Source organism: Streptosporangium sp. NPDC049376 (genome assembly GCF_044466505.1).
Taxonomy (GTDB): domain Bacteria; phylum Actinomycetota; class Actinomycetes; order Streptosporangiales; family Streptosporangiaceae; genus Streptosporangium.
On the sequence record NZ_JBITMT010000031.1, the window covers coordinates 1 to 18,717 of the forward strand.

An 18,717-nucleotide genomic window follows, 5' to 3' on the forward strand; every position below is an offset into this window, starting at 1 on the left:
CTGCAGCCCTTCCAAGGCCGGCCACCTCTGCAAGGCCATCGCCGTCCTTCAGAACCACCGCGTTGCCCAGGCCGCCTAAGGATGAAAAAGGGTCAATGTTCCGGCGGCCGGGAGTTCACGAAGCCACGCAGGCGCGGGCCGCTGCTTTTCGCATGGGTCTTGTCCGTGCCGACCCAGGGGCCAGGTTATCCCGCTGGATGCGGATCTCGGCGCCTTCCTCATTGACGCAGAACTACACAGTGTGGGAGGAAGCCACTAGACTCCTCCAAGATCCGGTCCGGGAATCGCTGCTGACCACAGGTAAACGGGGAATTATGAACAGTCCGAGTACGGACCCGCGTGACATCAATGCCACGATGATCGAGAAGATCTTGCACATGCCCCTTCAGCCTTATCGTGAAGCGGCATACGCGTTGCGTGTCATCCAGACGCGAGGTCGTCACACCGGGCAGCCCCGCCGGACGCCTATCGCCGTTGTCCAGCTTTCCGGTGAACATTACCTGGTCGCGCCGAACAGGCAACGACAGTGGGTGAAAAATCTCCTCGCCTCTGGTGAGTGTCACGTTCACGGTGAGGAGAGGGGGCCGTCGCGAACTCTTCTTGTCGAAGGTGAGGAGGCGGCTCGGGTCATCAGAACGTATCTGTCCGTTCTGGACCTTCCCTTCGCGACCGAGGCGTTTCCGTTCGGCGCGGGCGACAGTCTGGAGACGATCGTTCCTCATACCGTGCGCACCGCTGTCTTCCGCCTCGAACCCGCCGAGGGAACGGGGGAGACGGCGTTCGATCCTGCGGTGGAGGTCTGAACCGCGCTTCGCCGGCCGGGGCCACGGGTGGACGGCCACCACGTGACCGTTCGGAGTTCCCGGGGGCATCCGAAGATCGCGTGATGGCTGTGGGTGGTGGTGTCGCTCCCGGCGGTTTACCGTCGGAACTCTGGTGCAACCGTCAACGACCATGCGGAAGGCGCGACGGCCTTCTGCTGTGACAACGGGATGTGTCGCTGACTACGGTTGGGCATCGGGTTCGGCCTCGGAGTCGAACGGCGGCAGGCCTTCCATCTCACGGATCACATTGACGATCTTGGTGAGACTCTCCACCCCCATCGACGACAGCCCCACGGCTCGCATCGCGACCTTGCGTATACCTACGTTCTGCATCGCGATTCGCAGCTCCAACTCGGCGTCGACTTTGGCGGCATAGGCTTCGTCGAAGAAGTACGCCAAGTCGACGCCGAAGAAATCGGCGATACCGGCCAGATGGGAGACCGACAGGTCGTCGGTCTTGCCGGTCCGTATCCGCCAGAGTGTCGTGTGTGAGATCGGGGTGCCTCGCTCTGTGATCTCCCTGGCCACCTGTTCGTAGCTGTAAGAGGTCCCGTCTTGCTGAAGGACGGTCAGAAACAGGTGGTCAACTAGCTCCGCCAGTGGCTGGCGATAGGCCCTCGCAGACATGGCTCCCTCCGGTCGTAGTACTTGAGAGTGAGGCTTCTCGTAGCACTGGAAAGTGATGTCCCCCTCGGATGCCTCACGCAAGCTTGACACCGAATGTACCGCCGTGCAAACTTTCGATACGTTCATAACGTGCCAGATATGGAAATTTATTGGCATAACTGACGTGTTGGGGTGCGTGGCTGTTCGTTCCTGCATCCCGGAAGCTTGCTGATTCAGGCCGGCGTGCTGCCCCCTGGCGGCTGTGATCGGGGGATCCGTCGTCCGGCCGAACGAGATCGGGGCGAGGGGATTGTTCGGTGGGATGCCGTGACCGCTTCATCGATCAAACGCGACTGTTCCCGCACATGTACGCTGCGTGCCCGGTCGTCTACATGTCGGATGGGGCGTTTCTCCGCAGGGGCGTTTTGTAGGGGGTGCGGACGTGTGTGATCCAGGGCGGCCGCCTCACCGTTGCCGCGTTTTTCTTCGGACGGACTTGAAGGTGGATCTTGGGGGTGACTCCGGTTCTCCCGGAACGGTTGCCGGCTCTGTGAGGCGATGCTGGAGATGCGTATTTCCTCGGAGGGGGCGGTGGGGAACAACCGGTGACGACATTGATCGGTTCCGCGGGCAGGGGAACGCGGGAGAAATCTCTCGGGACGGTGTCGGTCGCATGGCCCGCCGACGGTCGGCCCGGTCGCTGCCGATGATGCGGTGAACGTCATACCGGTTCCGTGCGCCTTCCGGTGGATCTGATGTGTGGACGAGGTGGTCGGGGGTTCTCATGCCCGACTCCCTGTCCGGGTGGCCGGGATGTGAGGGAAACGGTGTGGCCGGGGGAATTCTCTCGACCTTCGCTATATCTCGATATACATTGATGTAATCGGCTGGAGAGCCTATGAGGTTCTGGGGATGCGCAAAGTTTCCTAATCCATTTGGGTTGTTTGCTGCAATGCAAAGGTGAGCTATGGCAACAGGCGCGACGGCTCCATTCCGTATCCTCGGCCCTATCGATCTGCACGACGGTGAAGTACCTATTTCCATTTCACCCGGCAGGCAACCGATCATCCTCGGTGCTTTGCTGCTGCAGGCCAATCACATCGTCAGTACCGAGCACCTCATCGACGCCGTCTGGGGTGAGGACCCCCCGCCGAGCGCGCGCGGCCAGGTACAGATCTGCATTTCGGCACTGAGGCGGCTGCTGGCCCTCATCCCGGCCAAGGGAGAAATCATTCGGCGTTCGCCCGGATACTGTCTGCAGATATCGCTGGAAGACCTGGACTCCTACCGTTTCGAAACGATGGTGAGGGAGGCCGACCACCTGGCGCAGGTGGATGCCGCCGAGGCGGCGGCCACATTACGGCAGGCGCTCTCCCTGTGGCGCGGCCCCGCTCTCGGCGGTGCCGTCAGCCGCCTGCTGGAGGGCAAGGCGCTGCGGCTGGACGAGGCCCGGCAGGCCGCGCTGGAGTGCTGCATAGACATCGAGCTGAGCCTGGGCAGGCATCGTGAACTGGTCGGTGAGCTGACCGATCTGGTGGAGCACACCCCGCTGCGTGAACGGCTGCGCGGTCAGCTCATGCTCGCCCTGCACAGGTCGGGACGGCAGGCCGACGCGCTGGAGGTCTACCGCATGGGGCGAGCCCTGCTGGTGGGCGAACTCGGCCTGGAACCGGGGGAGAAGCTGCAGCGGCTGGAAGCGGCCATCCTCCAGGGCGACGACTCGCTGCTGCTCGCCGATGCGGGAAGGGAGGCCGTCACGCTCACACCGGATCAGCCGGCGCCCTCCCTGCGGATTCCCCCGCACCAACTGCCCGCCGACATCCAGGACTTCACCGGCCACGACGACCTGGTGGACGCGGCCGAGGAGTTCCTGCGCGTCAGCGGCAACACCGCGACGCCGGTCGTGGTGATCACCGGCAAGGCCGGTGCCGGAAAGAGCTGCCTGGCCGTACACGTCGCGCACCGTCTCGCGAAGGTCTTCCCCGAGGGCCAGCTCTACCGGGACATGCGAGGCAGTCAGCAGCAGAACGCGCCCGTGGCGGACGTGCTCGGCACCTTCCTGCGCTCGCTGGGGATCCACGGCCCCGCCGTACCCGGGAGTGTGGAGGAGCGGATCGCCATGTACCGCAGTCTGCTGGCCGACAAGCGGATGCTGGTGGTCCTTGAGGACGTGGTCAGCGAGACCCAGGTTATGCCGCTGCTTCCCGGCAGCGGCGGCTGCGCCGTCATCATCACCAGCCGGGCCCGCCTGACCGGCCTGCCCGGCGCGCTGCAGCTTGAGGTGGACGTCATGGAGGAGGCCAGTTCCCTGGCGCTCATCGCCAAGGTCATCGGAGCCGACCGGGTGGCGGCCGAGCCGAACGCCGCCTCCGCCCTGACCCACATGACCGGAGGGTTGCCGCTCGCCCTGCGGATCGTGGCGGCCCGGCTGGCCGCCCGCCCCCACTGGTCGCTGGCCTCGATGGTGCGAAGGCTGACCGACGAACGGTATCGCCTCGACGAACTGGCCCACGGTGAGATGGTCGTCAGGAAGAGCCTGTCACTCACCTACGACGGGATGGGTGAGACGGCCCGTCGGCTGCTGGACCTGCTCGGCCTGGCGGAAGGCGAGACGATTCCCTACTGGTTCGCCGCGGCCGTACTCGACGGCGAGACGTATCGGGCCATGGACCGCCTTGAGGAGCTCGTCGACGCCCGGCTGCTGGACGTGGCGGGCATCGACGGCGGTGGTTACCCGCGCTACAAGTTCCACGGCCTCATCCGCGCCTTCTCACGGGAGAGGTTGGACGAGCACGAGGACGACACGGGCAAGACGGCCGCTCTCGAACGCGTGCTGGGCTGCTGGATGCACCTCGCGGAGGAGGCGCATCGGCGGCTGTACGGCGGTGACTACACCCTGCTGCACGGGGACGCGCCGCGCTGGAGGTTGCCCGAGGACCAGCTCGACCGCCTCCTGACGCGTCCCCTCGACTGGCTGGAGCAGGAACGGGCCAATCTCTGCGCGGCGGTGGTCCTGGCCGGAGAACACGGTCTGGTCGAGGTGTGCTGGGACCTGACGGTCACCTTGGTCACCCTCTTCGAGACACGCAGCTACTTCGAGGACTGGCAGGACACTCACGAGAGCGCCCTCAGCGCCGCTCGGCTGGCCGGTAACGAGCGAGGCATGGCGGCACTCATGTGTTCACTCGGCTCGATGCACCTCAACCAGCAGAGGCCGGCCCTGGCACGGCCCCTGCTGGAGCTGGCCTTCACCCGGTTCCAGGAGCTCGGGGAGACGCACGGCATGGCGCTGGCGTTGCGGAACCTCGCGATGCTCGAATACCGCCAGGGCTCACCGGACAGGGCCGAACACCTGTACAGGCAGGCGCTCACCGGTTTCCAGCAGGTCGGCGACCTGGTCGGGGAGGCCCACGTCCTGGCCAAGCTCGCCCAGATCGAACTCGACGGGCGACGGTACGCGCAGGCGGAGGCGCAGCTGGGCCATGCGCTGAACATCGCCAGGCAGACGGGCAGTCTCCGGGTGGAGGCCCAGGTGATGCACAAGCTCGGCAAGGCGCATCTTCTGAGCGCGAACTACAAGCAGGCCGAAGAGGTGGGGAGCGCCGTTCTGCGAATGGTGCGGGAGAACAGCGACATCATCGGCGAGAGCTACGCCCTGCACAGTCTCGGCGTCGTCTACGGTCATCGCCGGAAGTTCGATCTGAGCGAGCGGGCCCTGCGTCACGCGGCTGAGATCCGGGAAAGCGTCATGGACGATCTCGGCGCGGCTCAGATACGGCTCGACCTGGCTCGGGTCCTGGCCGTCCAGGGAGACGTCGTCCAGGCGCGGGAGCTGGCGGAGAAGGCTCAGGCGCTGTTCCAGGAACGGGAGGCGACGCAGTGGACAAGGGAGGCCGGGAGGATCATCGCGGACCTCGTCGTCCGAGAGCGAAGTGGAAGGCTCGCTGAGAGATGAACAGGCCGCAGTCCGAAACGGTGAACACGTCGGCGAAACCCGTCTGCTCGCCGGCGGTCGCCTCCGTCGTGCTGCCGATGACGACGACGTGCTCCCCGCAGGCCGAGACCATGATCCTGCTCACCGAGTAACGGCGGAGACCGGCGTGCCGCTGGTGGTAGCGTTCCAGTTCCTCTCTTCCGTAGATGGTCAGCTCCGGGCGGTGCAACACGGCGTCCTTCTCGAAGAGAGAGGTGTAGGCGTCGATGTCACCGGAATTGAGATACTCGTAGCTCAGCTGGGCGTGGTCGGCGGCCATGGTCGCCAGGTGGGCGCTACGGACGCTTCCAGGGGGCTGTTCGTCGTGCGGCACGAGGGTCAGCCCAGCAGGTTTCGCCGGGCCAGGTAGGCGACGGTGACGCAGTGTTCCGTCACCCGGCCGCCGAGCGCCTCCGCGGTGGCCTCGATGTCCCGCAGAAGGGCGTCCCTGACCGGTTCGGAGAGTTCCCGGACTGCGGCGAAGGTGGCGTACAGCCGGGAGAGCTCCTGGGCCGACATCGTCATCGGCCACTGGATCACCTCCGTCCGGATGCCCTCGAAGGAGGCGGCGCCCAACGCTTCGATCCAGACATCACGGTCGAACGGTCCGACAACATCCAGGACTCCCGCAGGGCGGTGGTGGCGAAGAACGGCGTTGAGCGCGCTGCGGAAAGGAGTGGGCCTTGCCGGGTTTCCGTAGACGGTCCACCACGCCGCGATCCAGCCGCCGGGACGAAGCAGGCACGCGATCCTCCGCAGAGCGGTGGACCTGTCCAGCCAGTGCAGGCTTGAGGCGCACACCACAAGGTCGAAGCCCCCGCTGAGGTCGGGGAGCGCGTCGAAGTCACCTTCGATCACGGTGAGCGGCCGGTCGTGGAACTCGGCACGGAGCCGGGCCGCGAAGTCGGCCCCCAGTTCCACGGCGCAGACATCGGCGCCCCGGTCCAGCAGTTCCCGGGTGGCCTGCCCGCTGCCCGCGCCGATCTCCAGGACCTTGGCGCCGGGGCGCAGCGCGCCGGCCTCCTCAAGAAGCCGGTAGGCGCGGGTGGGGTAGCCGGGCCGCGATGAACGGTAGCCGTCCGCGTCCTTGTTGAAAAGCTCGCGACGCCGTACGCGATTGTCAGTATTCATAATGAAAAATCCCTCATGTCTTTTTTGCCCCTTCTAGGGAGAGCACAGAAGGCACCTCTTCCGGGGCCACCAGCCGCAACAGGGACAGGCAGGCTCCGGCCCTTCCGGTGAGCAGCCCGGGAAAACGGCCGCCGTGCGCGTGTGCGACGACGGCGCCGCTCGCCACGAGATCCCGCCTCATCCGCCGGTACGGCTCTCGCCCCAGCCGGGGGAGGCGTTCGGCTGTGAGCTGGAGGAACTCCAGACCGCCAAGCCCCCCATGGCAGAGACCGTGGTCGGCGGGCGGGTTTTTCCTCGTGACCACGGGCAGGGCTCCGGCCACCTCTTCGACGAACGCCGGGGAGGGCCGCAGGCGGTGGGCGAGCAGCCGGGAGACTCCCGTTCCCGCGGCGCCGCTGCACCAGTGAGGCTCAGAGGCCGTCATGCCCCGGCCGGAGGCCAGGGCTTGGAGTCCCGCCTCCTCTGCTCCGGCATCCTTCAGGGCCCGGCCGGACCTGAGCAGCGCCCAGCCGATTCCGGCCCTCCCGTTGGCGAAGCCGTCGTCCACGTCATCCCACGGAGAGCCCGTCAGCCGCTCGACGCAGAGGGCGATCGCCGGCTTCAGCCCGGAGAGGCCATGTCGTTCGTAGAGGTCGCAGGCCACCACGGCCGCCCCGGCCAGCCCCGAGACCAGGCCGGGTTCCCACCGCTCACCGATGTTCCTGATGAAGAGCGGGGTCCAGCGGTCGATGACGTCGAGGTGGGTCTCGTCGGCGGTCAGCACCGCCAGGTGCGCCAGGACGTAGAACGTACCCGCCATTCCCGTGTACGCGCCGACCAGCCGTTCGTTCCGCAGTTCGGCGAGAACCGGACGCATGCTCCGTGACGCCAGCCCAAGATAACGATCATCCCCGTACACCTTCGCCGCGTAGCCAAACATGAGGGCCATACCGGACAGCCCGTCGTACAGCCTTGTGGGAAGTGCCCCATAGGTGCGTGGCTCGTCGCTCGCGCTGTCTCCGGCCAGACCGATCCAGGTACAGTCCGTTCTTCCGAGGATCGCCTCGTCGGCCAGCGCGTCGACGGCCTCACGGGTGCTGTCCCGCAGGCTCCTCCGCCCGGAAGCCGGGCGGGAGGAGGCGAGGACGGAGGGGGGCGAGGAGTGCGGCAGGGTGCTGAGAGCGGAGGTCAGGATGTCCAGCTGGGCGGCACGGTCCTCGGCGCCGAACATCCGCAGCCTGCGCTCGACCGCCTCACAGCCCGTCTCGTGGAAGAAGCCGTCGATCTCGCCGTCCTCCCCGAAACGGAGCGAGGTCGACGAGGCGCTGGTGAAGAAGCGGGGAACGTCCCCGGCCAGCAACTGGCCTCGCTCCGCCTCGGCCAGCAACCGGTCCCGCTCCGCCTCGGCCGGTTCGGGCCAGAGCTCCCCCGTCTCCAGGGGCTCTCGAAAACGACGAGGATGATGGAGCTCGCCCAACAGCACGCCGTAGACCTGGGTCGGCCGGGGCAGATAGCGGATCTCGGCGTCGCGGAACCGGCGGACCAGCGCGAGGAAGGCGGGCTTGTTCGCCGCGATGGCGTCGTAGGCGTCCAGGAATCCCCGGACGACATCGGGGACGTGGGCCGCGGGCTGAACCCTCCCGTGGTTCAGGAAGGGAAGGTTCCCGGTCTTCTCCAGGGTCGCGGGTATCAGCCCTGTCCGCATCACGTCGGTGAACGGCGCGACCAGGGCGAGTCTTCTCAGTGACCTCGGACCGCCCAGTCCACCGCCTATCGCACTGGTTTCCAGGGGGAGCTGCCGTCCGGGGACCATCGCGGTGGCCAGGACGCTTCGGGAGAGCGACGCGAAGGCCCTGTCCGCGGCGGAGTCCGCGACGGCCGAGGAGGAGGGCGAGGGCTGGAGAACGGTTTCGAGATCGATCGGAACGGGGAACTCGCCCGCCGCCCTGAGGTTCTCCATGTGGATGTCGGTGGCGGCCAGACAGGTCAGCAGCGCGGCGCAGGAGCCGATCCGGCGGTAGAACCTGCTGATTGCCTCGCGACCGGAGGCTGGACTGTGACCGATGAACTCGCACCAGCCGTACCGGCCCCGGTTGATGACCCGCATCGCCCGTAGTTCGGTCCTGTCGCCGTGGTCGCCGAGACCGTTCAGGTCGTTGAGCAACGTGACGGCCTGGCCGTACAGCTCCTCGGCGCCGAGTGGCCGGGGCTTGTAGATGACCCGGACTCCGCCGTGGAAGGCCACCTCTGTGACGGATCGGCCGCCGTTGTGCGGATCCCCGAGGCCGCAGCGGAGCGCGTCGACCGTCGTCGTGCCCTCCGATATCCATCCATGCCGCCGAAGCAGAGGAAGATCGGTGGTGAGCCGGGAGAGCAGCTCCAGGGAGTTCGTCAGCCAGTTCTCCGCATGGCTCAGCAGAGCCCGGCCGAGCCCGGGGTACCTGCCGGAAAGAGTGGCGAGGTAGGACGGGTCACCCAGCAGGTGGTCGTTGTAATGGCGATATCTGTCCTCGGGCGTCTCTCCGGTGAGCAGCCCGCCGGTCCGTGACTCGTTGAGCTCGAAGATCAGAGTCTGGTGGCTGACGGAGACCAGGCCGTCGATCAGGTTCGCCGTCAGGGAGTCCCAGGCGTCCTCGGTGAGGACGTCCTCGAAGGCCGCGGCCTTCGCTCTCAGGAGGCTTCGGTGACGGTCGGCGAACCTTTCCACCAGCCCACCGAAAGGGACCTGGTCGTAACGGGTTCCGTAGAGCCTCACCGGGGCCTTCACCCGGACAGGGCCGGTGGGGCGTGAGCGTATCTCGTCGATCACGGCATTCCTCAGGCGCGCCGGCCGGAAAGGAGCTGGCTGCCGACGAGTTCCCGATAGAAGCCGTCCGCCGCCAGCAGTTCCTCGTGGGTTCCGCTGGCACGCACCCGCCCGCCCTCCAACACCACGATGCGGTCGGCCCCCACCACGGTGGAGAGCCGATGGGCGATCATGACGACCGTGGTCGTCTTCGCCACGGCGGTCATCGTCTCCCGCAGCGCGAGCTCGTTGGCCGCGTCGAGCTGGGAGGTCGCCTCGTCCATCAGCAGGATCCGCGGACGACGCAGCAGGGCACGTGCGATGGCTATCCGCTGACGCTGGCCACCGGAGAGCGTCGTGCCCCGGTGGCCGATCCGCGTTTCGAGACCGTCGGGCAGGTTCGCGACGAACTCGGTGAGCCTCGTCCTGGCCAGCGCGTGTTCCAGCTCCTGTTCGGAGACCTCCTGTGTGGCGTAACACAGGTTTTCCCTGAGCGTGCCGGCCAGAACGGGGGCGTCCTGCTCGACGTAACCGATCTGCTGACGCAGTTCGGCCAGCGGCCACTGCCGCACGTCCTTGCCGTCGAGCGTGACGATCCCCGACGACGGCTCGTAGAAGCGCTCCAGCAGGGAGAAGAGGGTGGTCTTCCCGGCGCCGGACGCGCCCACGACCGCCGTGACCTCGCCGCCGGCGACGGTGAAGCTGACCTCGCGCAGGACGGGCTCCTCGCCGTAGCCGAAGGAGACCTTCTGGAAGGCGGCCGTGGCCTGCCGGTAGACGGGCTTGTCCACCGTGGCCGTGGGCCGCCCCTCCGCCTCGACCGGCAGGTCCTCCACTTCGCGCATGCGACGTACGGCGGCCAGGCCCACCTGCATCTCCGTGGCGCCCTGCACGAGGGTCGCGATCGGCTGGCCCAGGTTGAACAGGTACAGCAGAAACGCCACCAGCGAGGACACGGAGAGATCACCGGACGCGACCCGGGCGGCCCCGGCCCCGAGCACGGTGAGGAAGGCCACCTGGATGGCGAGCCCCGAGGAGACCCGGGCGAGCGCGGCCCACTTCGCCGCGCCGACGGTATGCCGCCACGCCTGGTCGACGGCGGTTCCCAGCCGGGATATCTCGGCGCTCTCCATACCGCTCGCCTTCACGGTGCGGAAGGCGCCGAGCGCCCGTTCCAGAGCCGTCGTGATCTCTCCGACCGACTGCTGCACACCCTGCTGGGCGCGCGAGATCCTGGGCATGGCCAGGCCGACCACTCCCAGAATGAGGATCAGGATGCCCGCGGTGACGGCGAGCAGCGGAAGGTCGAGCAGGGCCATCAGCGTGATGCCGCCGACGAGCATGAGGGCGCCGCTGAGCGGCTCAACCAGGGCTTGCGAGGCGGCGCCGCTCAGAAGCGTCGTGTCGGAGGTCACCCGTGAGATCAGGTCGCCGGGGCGGTCCAGCGCGTCGACCCGTAAACGCATGATCCTCGTGATGAGGTTGCCACGGGCGCGGCACACGACGGACGCCGCCACCCGTTCCAGCAGGTAGGTGCCCCATGCGGCGCAGAGCGCACTGAGGACGACGAGCCCGACGAGTGCCAGCACCGGGCTCCACGACGCCCCTCCCACGCCGATCGCATCGATGACCTGCTTGGCGACCAGTGGCTGGGCGAGTCCGGCCGCGGTTCCCACGAGGTTCAGGGCACCGCCCGCCAGGAGCGGCCCGCGGTGTGGAAGGCTGTGGCTCGCCAGGAGCCGCCAGGCGGGCAGGCGTGTCCGGATGTCTCCCGTCGTGGCGTTCATCAGCCCATCTCGAATCGGTTGAGGCTTCTCATCGCCGTACGCGAGGCCACCAGGCATCCGGCGACGGCGGTGACCAGCCCGACCAGCCCGAAGGTGGCGAGGGTGCCCACGGGCATCGCCCGTACGGCCGCCGCGACGTCTCCGCCCGCCATGAGGAAGGCCATCCACGCGGTCGCCATCACCCCCAGCAACCAGGCGGGGACGACCGTCAGCACCATCTCGTAGACGACCATCACGATGATCTGCCGCGGGGCCGCGCTGATCTGGCGGAAGGAGTTGAACTCCCCGGCGCGGTCCACCGCGCTCAGCACCAGCGCGCTGACCGCGGCCAACAGGAGGAAGCCGCCCACCAGAACCACGGCGAGGATGCCGATGCTGGAGGTGCCGGCCGCGCGCTCCGCCACGTACCGCTGACGGAACTCCCCTGTCGACTCCACCTTGACCAGTCCGCTCCCTCCGGCGACGTCGTGGAGTCGCGACTGCGCGGCGGGTTCGGCCTGGACCAGGATCCGGTTGTAGGCGGGCGTGGCCACATGGCCCGAGAGGGCACGGCCGGGCAGCAGCAGACCCTCCTGGCCGCCCTTGTCCAGGCCGAAGACGGCCGTGACCGGCAGGACGACCGGGGACGACGCGCCCGTGATGCGTACCTCCACCCGGTCTCCGAGCGAGATGCCACGCTGCTGCGCGTAGGAGTGGCCCACGGCGACTCCCTCGTCGGAGAGTCTGCCCTGCTGGATCTGGAGGTCGAGCAGCCCGTCGACCTTGCCGGTGGTCACGGTCGCGTAGGTGGCGGCGGTGTCCTGGATCCCCCCGGCCGATCCCGTGCGTACGGGCGTGGCCTGAGCCCAGGCGTCCCACAGGCCGACGGTGGCCGTGACACCGGCGATGCCCGCCACCTCCTGCCGGGTCTTCTCACTGAGCCCGATGTAGGCGTCGCGGATCAGCGGCGTCCTGAGGATGTAGTCCGCGCTGATCCGCTCCGCCGCCTCCTCCGTCGTGCTGAGCGTGTAGAGCGGGAGGCTGCTCAGGGCCCATCCCGCGATCGCCACTCCCACAGCGAGCGGTGCCACGACCCCCGCGTACCGGCGGTGCTGGAACCGTACGTTCGCGGCGGCCAGATAGCCGCTGACCGAGGAGAGCGCGGTGATGGGGGCACGGCTGGCCCGGGCCAGTCCGTAGACCACCCAGGAACCGATGAACCCGATGCCGACCATGACCAGCCCGCTCGCCAGCACGCCGTAGACGCCACGCAGGGCGGGCGGCATCAGACCGGTCATGCCAAGGACCTGGACGGTGCCCGCGCCGGCCAGCGCCAGGACACCCACCACGATCTTGAGAGTGCTCTTCCCGGTCTGCTCGGTCACCGCGACGGAGTCGGCAAGAGCCTCCGCGGGCCTGATTCTCAACGCGGTGCGTGCCGTCAGCCAGGCGGCCACCTGGCCGGCCAGGATGGTGGCGACGAGGGCCAGGACCATCGGCTGCGCGCTGTAGCTCACCCGGAACGCCGGGTTGAAGATCTCCCTGGAACGCAGGGCGACGACGAGCAGTTCGGCCATCCCCAGCCCCAGGACACCTCCGACGACTCCGCCGACCAGCGTGAGGATCAGTGCCTCCGCGTGGCAGAGGGACCTGACCTGTCCCGGGGTGGCGCCGACCGCCCTGAGCAGGGCGAGCTGCCGGGAACGGCGGCGGATCGACGTGATCAGCGCGCCGCTGATCACGGTGATGGCCATGAGGGCGACGATCGCGGTCAGCATGCTCATGGTCTGTCCGGTCGCCCGGTCGTCGGGCAGGCTTCCCTCCAGTACGCCGCGGTCGGCTCCCGCGGCCACGCGCAGGGTCGGCAGCCCCGCCGGTCCCGGGGCGTCACCCCGGACCGTCTGGCTCAGCAGGGATTCGACCTCCGCCGCGACCGTCGCGGGGCTGAACCCGGAGTTGACGGAGATCCCCAGCGCGTCCACCCGTCCGGCGCCGCGTCCGGCCAGCTCGGCGGCGCGCTCGTCGGCGAAGAAGAGCGTGCGCTGGTAGGGCAGCGGCCCTGTTGAGGATCCGGGCTCCGCCGTCCCGGCCAGCCGGTAGGTACGGCTCGCGCCGGCCACGAGCACCGGCACCGGCTGTCCGAGAGACACCCCGGCCGCCTCGGCCAGCTCCCGGTCCAGCACCACCTCGTCGGGGCCGGCGGGCCACCGGCCCTCACGGAGAGCGAAGGGGGTGAGTTTCGCGCTCGCCGCGGCGTGACCGAACTGCGCGATTCTCGTGAGCGGAAGCACCGGCTGCCCGTGCCTGTCCAGCACGATCGCGGTGAACGTCAGCTCCGGCACGACCTCGCGGACGGAGGAAAGCCCCCGGACCCGCTTGACCGCTTCCTGGGTGAACAGCCCCGTGCCCCCTCCCGCCACGACGGGGACGGCCGAGTACCGTTCGACCGGTGCCTCCGCGTGCGTCGCCGAGTACTGGATGACGGCGAACGCGTTGATCAGGCCGGACCCGATGGCGATCATCAGGAACGCCCCGAGCAGCACGCCCGGCTGACGCCGCAGCGTGCTCCATGCGATGGACAGCATCAGTCCTCACCTGCCAGACGCGTCATGGTGGCGGCCACCCGCTCGGGGGTGGGCGCCGTCATGACGTCGACGATCCTTCCGTCCACGAGGAAGAGCACCTGGTCGGCGTGGGCGGCGGCGACCGGATCGTGGGTCACCATGATCACGGTCTGGGCGAGTTCGGTGACGGCGTCGCGCAGCACCGACAGCACCGCCTTGCTTGAGGCCTTGTCCAGGGCACCGGTCGGTTCGTCGGCGCAGAGGACGCGTGGCTTGGTGATCAACGCCCGGCAGATGGCCACCCGCTGCTGCTGCCCGCCGGACAGCTCGTGCGGCCGGTGGCTCAGGCGGTTGGCGATGCCGGCGCGACTGGCGAGTTCGTTCATCCAGGCCTGGTCCGTGGCACGGTGCGCCAGCCGGAGGGGGAGCGTGATGTTCTCGGCGGCGGTGAGCGCCGGGATCAGGTTGAAGGCCTGGAAGACGAAGCCGATCAGGTCACGGCGGATGGTCGCCAGCTTCTTCTCCGACATTCCGTTGAGGCGGTGCTCGCCGAGGAGAACCGAGCCGTCGGTGGGTTCGAGCAGTCCCGCCACGCACTGCAGCAAGGTCGTCTTGCCGGAGCCCGAGGGCCCCATCACCGCGGTGAAGGAGCCCGGCGTGAAGGACCACGTCACGTTCTTCAGCGCGGTGACGGTGGTCTCGTTCGCGCCGTAGACGTGACTCACCTGCTCCAGACCCACGGCGGATGAGAGCCGCTGTTCCACGGAGGTCTTCTGCACAGTCATGAGCGGACCGACACTTTCATGGTGATGAAGAAATGAATGATCTCGTCGGGGTTCTCACCGATGGGCTCCCCCTCCGCCTCGACCCACGCGTGGGCCTCGAAGGGGTGGGTGCTCACACCCGCGCACCAGTCCGGCCAGCTGCCCGCCGCCCGGCACATGAGGGCGATCGCGATGGATCGTTCGAGGCAGCGCGGGCCACCGTGCCTGAGGCTCAGGCCCACGATCGCGTTTCTGGCCCGCTCCGCCTCCTCCGCGGTCGCCGCCCTGGCCCCTTTGCTCAGGGAGCGGAGTACGGCGTGCAACCGGTAGGGGGCGCAACGGGCCAGCGGCCAGGCCAGGAGGATGGCGGCCAGCACGACGGGGCGTAGCCGCCAGGGGGGCGCGGTGGCCTGCTGAAGCGCCACCATCTTGGGACTCACCGGGTCACCAGCTTGGCCGCGGCCAGCTTCTCGATCATCTGCTGGACGTCGTCGGCGGCCCGGTCCGCCGCGTCCGGGTACCGTTCACGCAGCACCGCGACCGCCGATTCGAGGTCCCCCTCGGCCATGAGGCACTTCAGCACGATCGCCGCGGTGTCGTTGGTCTGCCAGTATCTGCCGCGGCGGTTGTCCAGAAGGACCGCCCCGGTGTCGGTTTCGGTGAACGTCACATGCGCGGGCAGACGCCAGGCCATCACGGTGCTCCTTCACGGTCGGCTGTGGATCGAAGCCAGAGTTCGACACCCAGCGTGGAGTCGAACGGCATGAACGGCCGTGCGTCCGCGTGCTCTCCGAAGAGGACCGGGCGGATCGCCTCAGGGTCGATGAGACCCATCCTGGCCAGGTGTGAGTCCTCGCACATGGCCCAGAGCTCGTGCCGGTGCCGGCGCAACCCCTCGTAGAAGTCGGTGCTTCCGTCGGCCTTGGTCTGGCGGTCGAGGACATGGGGGACCAGCCCTCGCATCGCGGTGGCGAGGACGGGTTTCATGTGGGTGGGCGAGATCCGGTCCTCAAGGCGGATGGAGAGCGCAGCCTCAAGGACACGGTCATCGGTGTACGGAGCCTCCAGCAGGATGCCGAACTGCTCCGCGATCCGGGAGACTCCGCGGATGATCCAGCCGTTCGCCTGTACGGCGCGGATCATCTCGTGCTGGACCGGCAGGGGGGAGAACGGTTCGGGGCCCGCGGCCGCCGCCTCGCGGATCAACCTGCGCGCGGTCAGCACGGCCTCCTCGGTCGCCCAGGGCGGCATGCGGAGGGACGGTTCCCACCCGGTCTCGTATCCCCAGACCCGCTGGTCGGTGAGCTGGTCGGTGCTCCTGGCCAGCCAGCGGGCGTAGGGCTTGATGGCGGACATCTGGCGCACCGTGGTGGCCAGGCTCCAGCGATATCGTGACGCGGCGGCCCTGATGTGTTGCATGGACCGTCGCGGTTGTTGGCGTGACAGAGAGTGCAGGCAGGTGGTGGTGGCGAAGAACAGCTCGTCGCCCCCCGTTCCCTGCATGTGTCGGGTGGCACCGGTTTCGGCGGCCAGCCGCAGCACGTGCTCGATGCGCGCGCGGGGGCGGGCCAGAGGAGCAGGCCCCTCAAGGTCGAGCCGGGCCTCGGCCAAAGGGGAGTACAGGGCGGGGCCCGTGCCGCGCGGTACGGTCAGATGCCGGGCGTGCGGCAGGTCGGTTCTGCAGAGGTCGGTCCAGTGCTTGTCGTCGTTCAGGCTGCCCGAGGCCTCGTAGTGGACGGTGACCAGCTCGCTGCTCTTCCCGGCGGCGAGGAAACACAGGCTGGTGGAGTCCACTCCGCCGGAGAAGTCCGAGCTGAGGACTCCGGTTCCCCGGCTCCTGGCCGTGACCGCGGCGTCCAGGGCCTCGCGGACCTTCACCGCTCCCTCGGCCAGCGGGACCGTGGGCTCGGGAGGCGTCCACCAGGGCACCTGGCGATCGGCGCCGTTGGCGGAGATCTCCAGGTAGCACCCCGGGGTCAGGGCGCGGACGCCCTTCCACATGCTCACCTCGTTCAACGGCCACGGCGCTCCGAACGGGGTGAGCAGGTGCAGCGCCAGACGTTCCTCGTCGATCCCGGCCCCCGTGAGCTCGGCCAGACTCTGCGGGCGATCCGCGGCGACGGTGACGCCCATGACGGTGCCGTAGAAGATCTGCCGGGCGGTCGAGATGCTGCCCTGTGCCCTTACCGTGCCGTTCACGGAGCCGATCAGGTGGAACGACCCCGCGATCGAGCTCGCCAGGGCGTCGAGGTCACGTATGGAGCGGACCCGGCGGAGCCGTTCGGCCAGGGCGGTCTCGGTGATGTCCACCGTTCCCAGAAGGGCGACCCTGGCGTGTGCCGACTCAGCCTGGACGATGTCGAAGTCGGGCCACTGGCCCAGAAGCCACGGTCGGCCGGAACGATGCGTCAACACTTTCTCGCCGAGCGCGGTGGGAAGGATACTCCTGATCCTGTCCGCTTCCGGATTGTCGGGAAAAATGATGAATTTCATCCCGGCCTCCTTTTCCGTGTTGGAGACGGTGTCCGGCGGCGCCGCCGCCGGACACCGTCGCGGCTAGTTACTCTTCGAATTAGTCGAAGTAGTAGCCCCAGATGCTGTCGGCCCACTTGCCGCGGTTGGTGAGCTGGGTGAGCTCGGAGAAGTTGCCAACCTCGACCAGAGCCGGAACCTCGTAGACGAAGGTCTTCTCGTTCATGTTTCTTCCTTTCGAAAACGCGTTTCGCGTGTTTTTTAGTTTTAATGGCCGGGGCGTTTTTTGTTTCGCCCCGTCCTTGCTGACATGTGAAACTCTCGCAGGCCCCGTTTCCCGCACGCTTCCTCGTCACTTCTTCGCCCGGCAGACGGCACCCGAGGGCAGGGTGAGGTCGGTCAGGTAGCGCACCGCGTGCTCGACCACGCAGTGGGCGCCCGGCATTCCGCCCAGGTAGATGACGTGACCCGGGCCGTCGTAGCGCACGGTCGCCGAGCCCGGGATGTGCCTGAGCAGGCGGCGGGTCGGCGTGTAGTCGCCCGGGTGGGTTCCCGCTCCGAGGAAGGGGGGAAGCCTCCTCGCGGGCAGTGGCCGGGGCGGATTGGCAAGGGGGACGGTCCAGCCGGTACACGCCAGGTTGGGATAGGACAGGGCACCGAAGTCGGGGGAGAGCCGTTCGAGAAACCCACGGTTTCCGCGGAGGGCCGGGTAACCGGTCCTGCCCCAGAGGCCGTCCGGGCACTGCAGGGCGAGAACCACCGGCCTGGTCCAGTGCCGCAGGTTTCCGAGGCTCGGCATCGCGAACCCCGAGGCGTCCCCCCGCAGGGCTCCCCGTACGGACGCCGCGAAGGCACGCCAGGAGCTGTCGCCGGCGACACCGGGCAGCAGGAGGACGGGAGCGGAGATCCTGAGGTGCCAGCCGGTGAGCTCGCGCCCGGCGAAGGCCCCCTTCAGCACGGGGACGGGGAACGCGTCGGCCCGGCGGACCAGCCGGCGCCAAAGCGACCTGACGTTCCTGCCGTGCAGTTCGCACGCGGTGGTGGCGGCGCACCAGGAGACGAAACGGTCGAAGGCCTGCTCGGTGCCCGTGAGCCACTCCCTGCCTCTGCCGGTCCACGCGTCAACGTGGTCGGGAACCCCGTCGAGGTAGGCGGCGCGGACGCGCTCGGGGAACAGGCGGGCGTAGGCCGTCATCGGCACCCCGCCGTACGACCTGACGGTGAAGGCGAGCCGGGTCTCGCCGAGGGCTCGGCGGACCGCCTCCATGTCCCTGGCCGCGGAGATCGAGTCGAGGTGGGTGAGCAGGCCGGTGCGATCGTCGCGCCTGCAGGCGGCGACCCCTCTGCTCAGGGCCCTGACCTGTCCGGCGTAGGCGGCATGGTCGCGCGGGTCGGTGAGCGTGGACCAGGTCCGGGTGCACGAGGCGGGAAGAGCCGACAGGGCCACGGTGGTACGCGGGTCGTAGCCGACGACGTCGAACCGCTGACGCAGCGCTTTGTGCAGCTCAGAGGGGCGCTTCAGCGCCTCCGTGCCGCTTTCCCCCGGCCCGCCGGGGATGTCGAACAGGGTGCCGATGCGCCTGTCCGGCGCGAGGGCCGGCAGCTTCATGAGCCGCAGTGCGATCGTCCGGCCCTCTGGACGCGCCCAGTCCACGGGAACCCGCAGACTCGCGCACTGCGCGGCCACGTCGTTCGGGCAGGGCCTCCAGTCGATCATGGGAGCCGCGGAGGCGGGTGTCACCGTGTACAGGGTCGTCGCGGTCATGAGGAAACCGGCGGCCAGCAGTTTCATGGTGCTCTCCATGAAGAAGCCGTGTTCTGCGGACTTCTTCAGGATCGCCGCTGACCTGCGG

At 68.3% G+C, this 18,717-nt stretch carries 14 protein-coding genes; 2 read left to right on the plus strand and 12 right to left on the minus strand.

What is annotated here, in order from left to right; genetic code table 11:
- The first annotated feature begins 356 nt into the window (after nucleotides 1–356).
- Nucleotides 357–803, plus strand: a complete 447-nt coding sequence (locus ACIBVQ_RS38125) for a nitroreductase/quinone reductase family protein (RefSeq protein ID WP_352014876.1) — start codon at nucleotides 357–359, stop codon at nucleotides 801–803.
- A gap of 201 nt (nucleotides 804–1,004) precedes the next feature.
- Here the strand turns inward: ACIBVQ_RS38125 and ACIBVQ_RS38130 are convergent, their stop codons facing one another.
- Nucleotides 1,005–1,451: a helix-turn-helix domain-containing protein gene (locus tag ACIBVQ_RS38130; RefSeq protein ID WP_352014875.1), complete on the minus strand. Its 447-nt coding sequence runs from the start codon at nucleotides 1,449–1,451 to the stop codon at nucleotides 1,005–1,007.
- Between the two features lie 1,057 nt (nucleotides 1,452–2,508).
- Here ACIBVQ_RS38130 and ACIBVQ_RS38135 point away from each other — a divergent pair.
- Entirely contained in the window at nucleotides 2,509–5,385 is a 2,877-nt protein-coding gene (locus ACIBVQ_RS38135; RefSeq protein ID WP_399183688.1) for a BTAD domain-containing putative transcriptional regulator, read from the plus strand.
- Here the strand turns inward: ACIBVQ_RS38135 and ACIBVQ_RS38140 are convergent.
- The 11 genes from ACIBVQ_RS38140 to ACIBVQ_RS38190 all read right to left on the minus strand — a co-directional run bounded on the left by ACIBVQ_RS38140 (nucleotide 5,333) and on the right by ACIBVQ_RS38190 (nucleotide 18,656).
- The gene (locus ACIBVQ_RS38140; protein WP_399183690.1) at nucleotides 5,333–5,737 is read right to left on the minus strand and encodes a nuclear transport factor 2 family protein; all 405 of its coding nucleotides are present in this window, start codon (nucleotides 5,735–5,737) and stop codon (nucleotides 5,333–5,335) included. The genes ACIBVQ_RS38135 and ACIBVQ_RS38140 overlap by 53 nt on opposite strands.
- A 5-nt stretch (nucleotides 5,738–5,742) precedes the next feature.
- Complete coding sequence (locus tag ACIBVQ_RS38145; RefSeq protein WP_399183693.1) at nucleotides 5,743–6,534, minus strand: class I SAM-dependent methyltransferase; 792 nt, start codon at nucleotides 6,532–6,534, stop codon at nucleotides 5,743–5,745.
- Between the two features lie 13 nt (nucleotides 6,535–6,547).
- Nucleotides 6,548–9,220 carry a type 2 lanthipeptide synthetase LanM gene (gene lanM / locus ACIBVQ_RS38150; RefSeq protein WP_399183695.1) on the minus strand — a complete coding sequence of 891 codons (2,673 nt, stop codon included), beginning with the start codon at nucleotides 9,218–9,220 and terminating at the stop codon, nucleotides 6,548–6,550.
- Between the two features lie 110 nt (nucleotides 9,221–9,330).
- Nucleotides 9,331–11,085, minus strand: coding sequence for an ABC transporter ATP-binding protein (locus ACIBVQ_RS38155; protein WP_399183697.1), 1,755 nt, complete (start codon nucleotides 11,083–11,085; stop codon nucleotides 9,331–9,333).
- Nucleotides 11,085–13,649, minus strand: a complete 2,565-nt coding sequence (locus ACIBVQ_RS38160) for an FtsX-like permease family protein (RefSeq protein WP_399183699.1) — start codon at nucleotides 13,647–13,649, stop codon at nucleotides 11,085–11,087. The genes ACIBVQ_RS38155 and ACIBVQ_RS38160 overlap by 1 nt, the downstream gene beginning before the upstream one ends.
- Nucleotides 13,649–14,413 carry an ABC transporter ATP-binding protein gene (locus tag ACIBVQ_RS38165; protein ID WP_352014868.1) on the minus strand — a complete coding sequence of 255 codons (765 nt, stop codon included), beginning with the start codon at nucleotides 14,411–14,413 and terminating at the stop codon, nucleotides 13,649–13,651. Before ACIBVQ_RS38165 ends, ACIBVQ_RS38160 begins: the two co-directional genes overlap by 1 nt.
- Nucleotides 14,410–14,832: a lasso peptide biosynthesis B2 protein gene (locus tag ACIBVQ_RS38170; RefSeq protein ID WP_352014867.1), complete on the minus strand. Its 423-nt coding sequence runs from the start codon at nucleotides 14,830–14,832 to the stop codon at nucleotides 14,410–14,412. The genes ACIBVQ_RS38165 and ACIBVQ_RS38170 overlap by 4 nt, the downstream gene beginning before the upstream one ends.
- Nucleotides 14,829–15,086 (minus strand): lasso peptide biosynthesis PqqD family chaperone, encoded by a 258-nt coding sequence (locus tag ACIBVQ_RS38175; RefSeq protein ID WP_352014866.1) that lies wholly within the window; start codon nucleotides 15,084–15,086, stop codon nucleotides 14,829–14,831. Before ACIBVQ_RS38175 ends, ACIBVQ_RS38170 begins: the two co-directional genes overlap by 4 nt.
- Entirely contained in the window at nucleotides 15,086–16,885 is a 1,800-nt protein-coding gene (locus tag ACIBVQ_RS38180) for an asparagine synthase-related protein (RefSeq protein ID WP_352014865.1), read from the minus strand. The genes ACIBVQ_RS38175 and ACIBVQ_RS38180 overlap by 1 nt, the downstream gene beginning before the upstream one ends.
- A gap of 79 nt (nucleotides 16,886–16,964) precedes the next feature.
- The gene (locus ACIBVQ_RS38185) at nucleotides 16,965–17,090 is read right to left on the minus strand and encodes a lasso RiPP family leader peptide-containing protein (RefSeq protein ID WP_399183702.1); all 126 of its coding nucleotides are present in this window, start codon (nucleotides 17,088–17,090) and stop codon (nucleotides 16,965–16,967) included.
- Nucleotides 17,091–17,216: 126 nt separating this feature from the next.
- Nucleotides 17,217–18,656: an alpha/beta fold hydrolase gene (locus tag ACIBVQ_RS38190; RefSeq protein WP_399183704.1), complete on the minus strand. Its 1,440-nt coding sequence runs from the start codon at nucleotides 18,654–18,656 to the stop codon at nucleotides 17,217–17,219.
- Nucleotides 18,657–18,717: the final 61 nt, after the last annotated feature.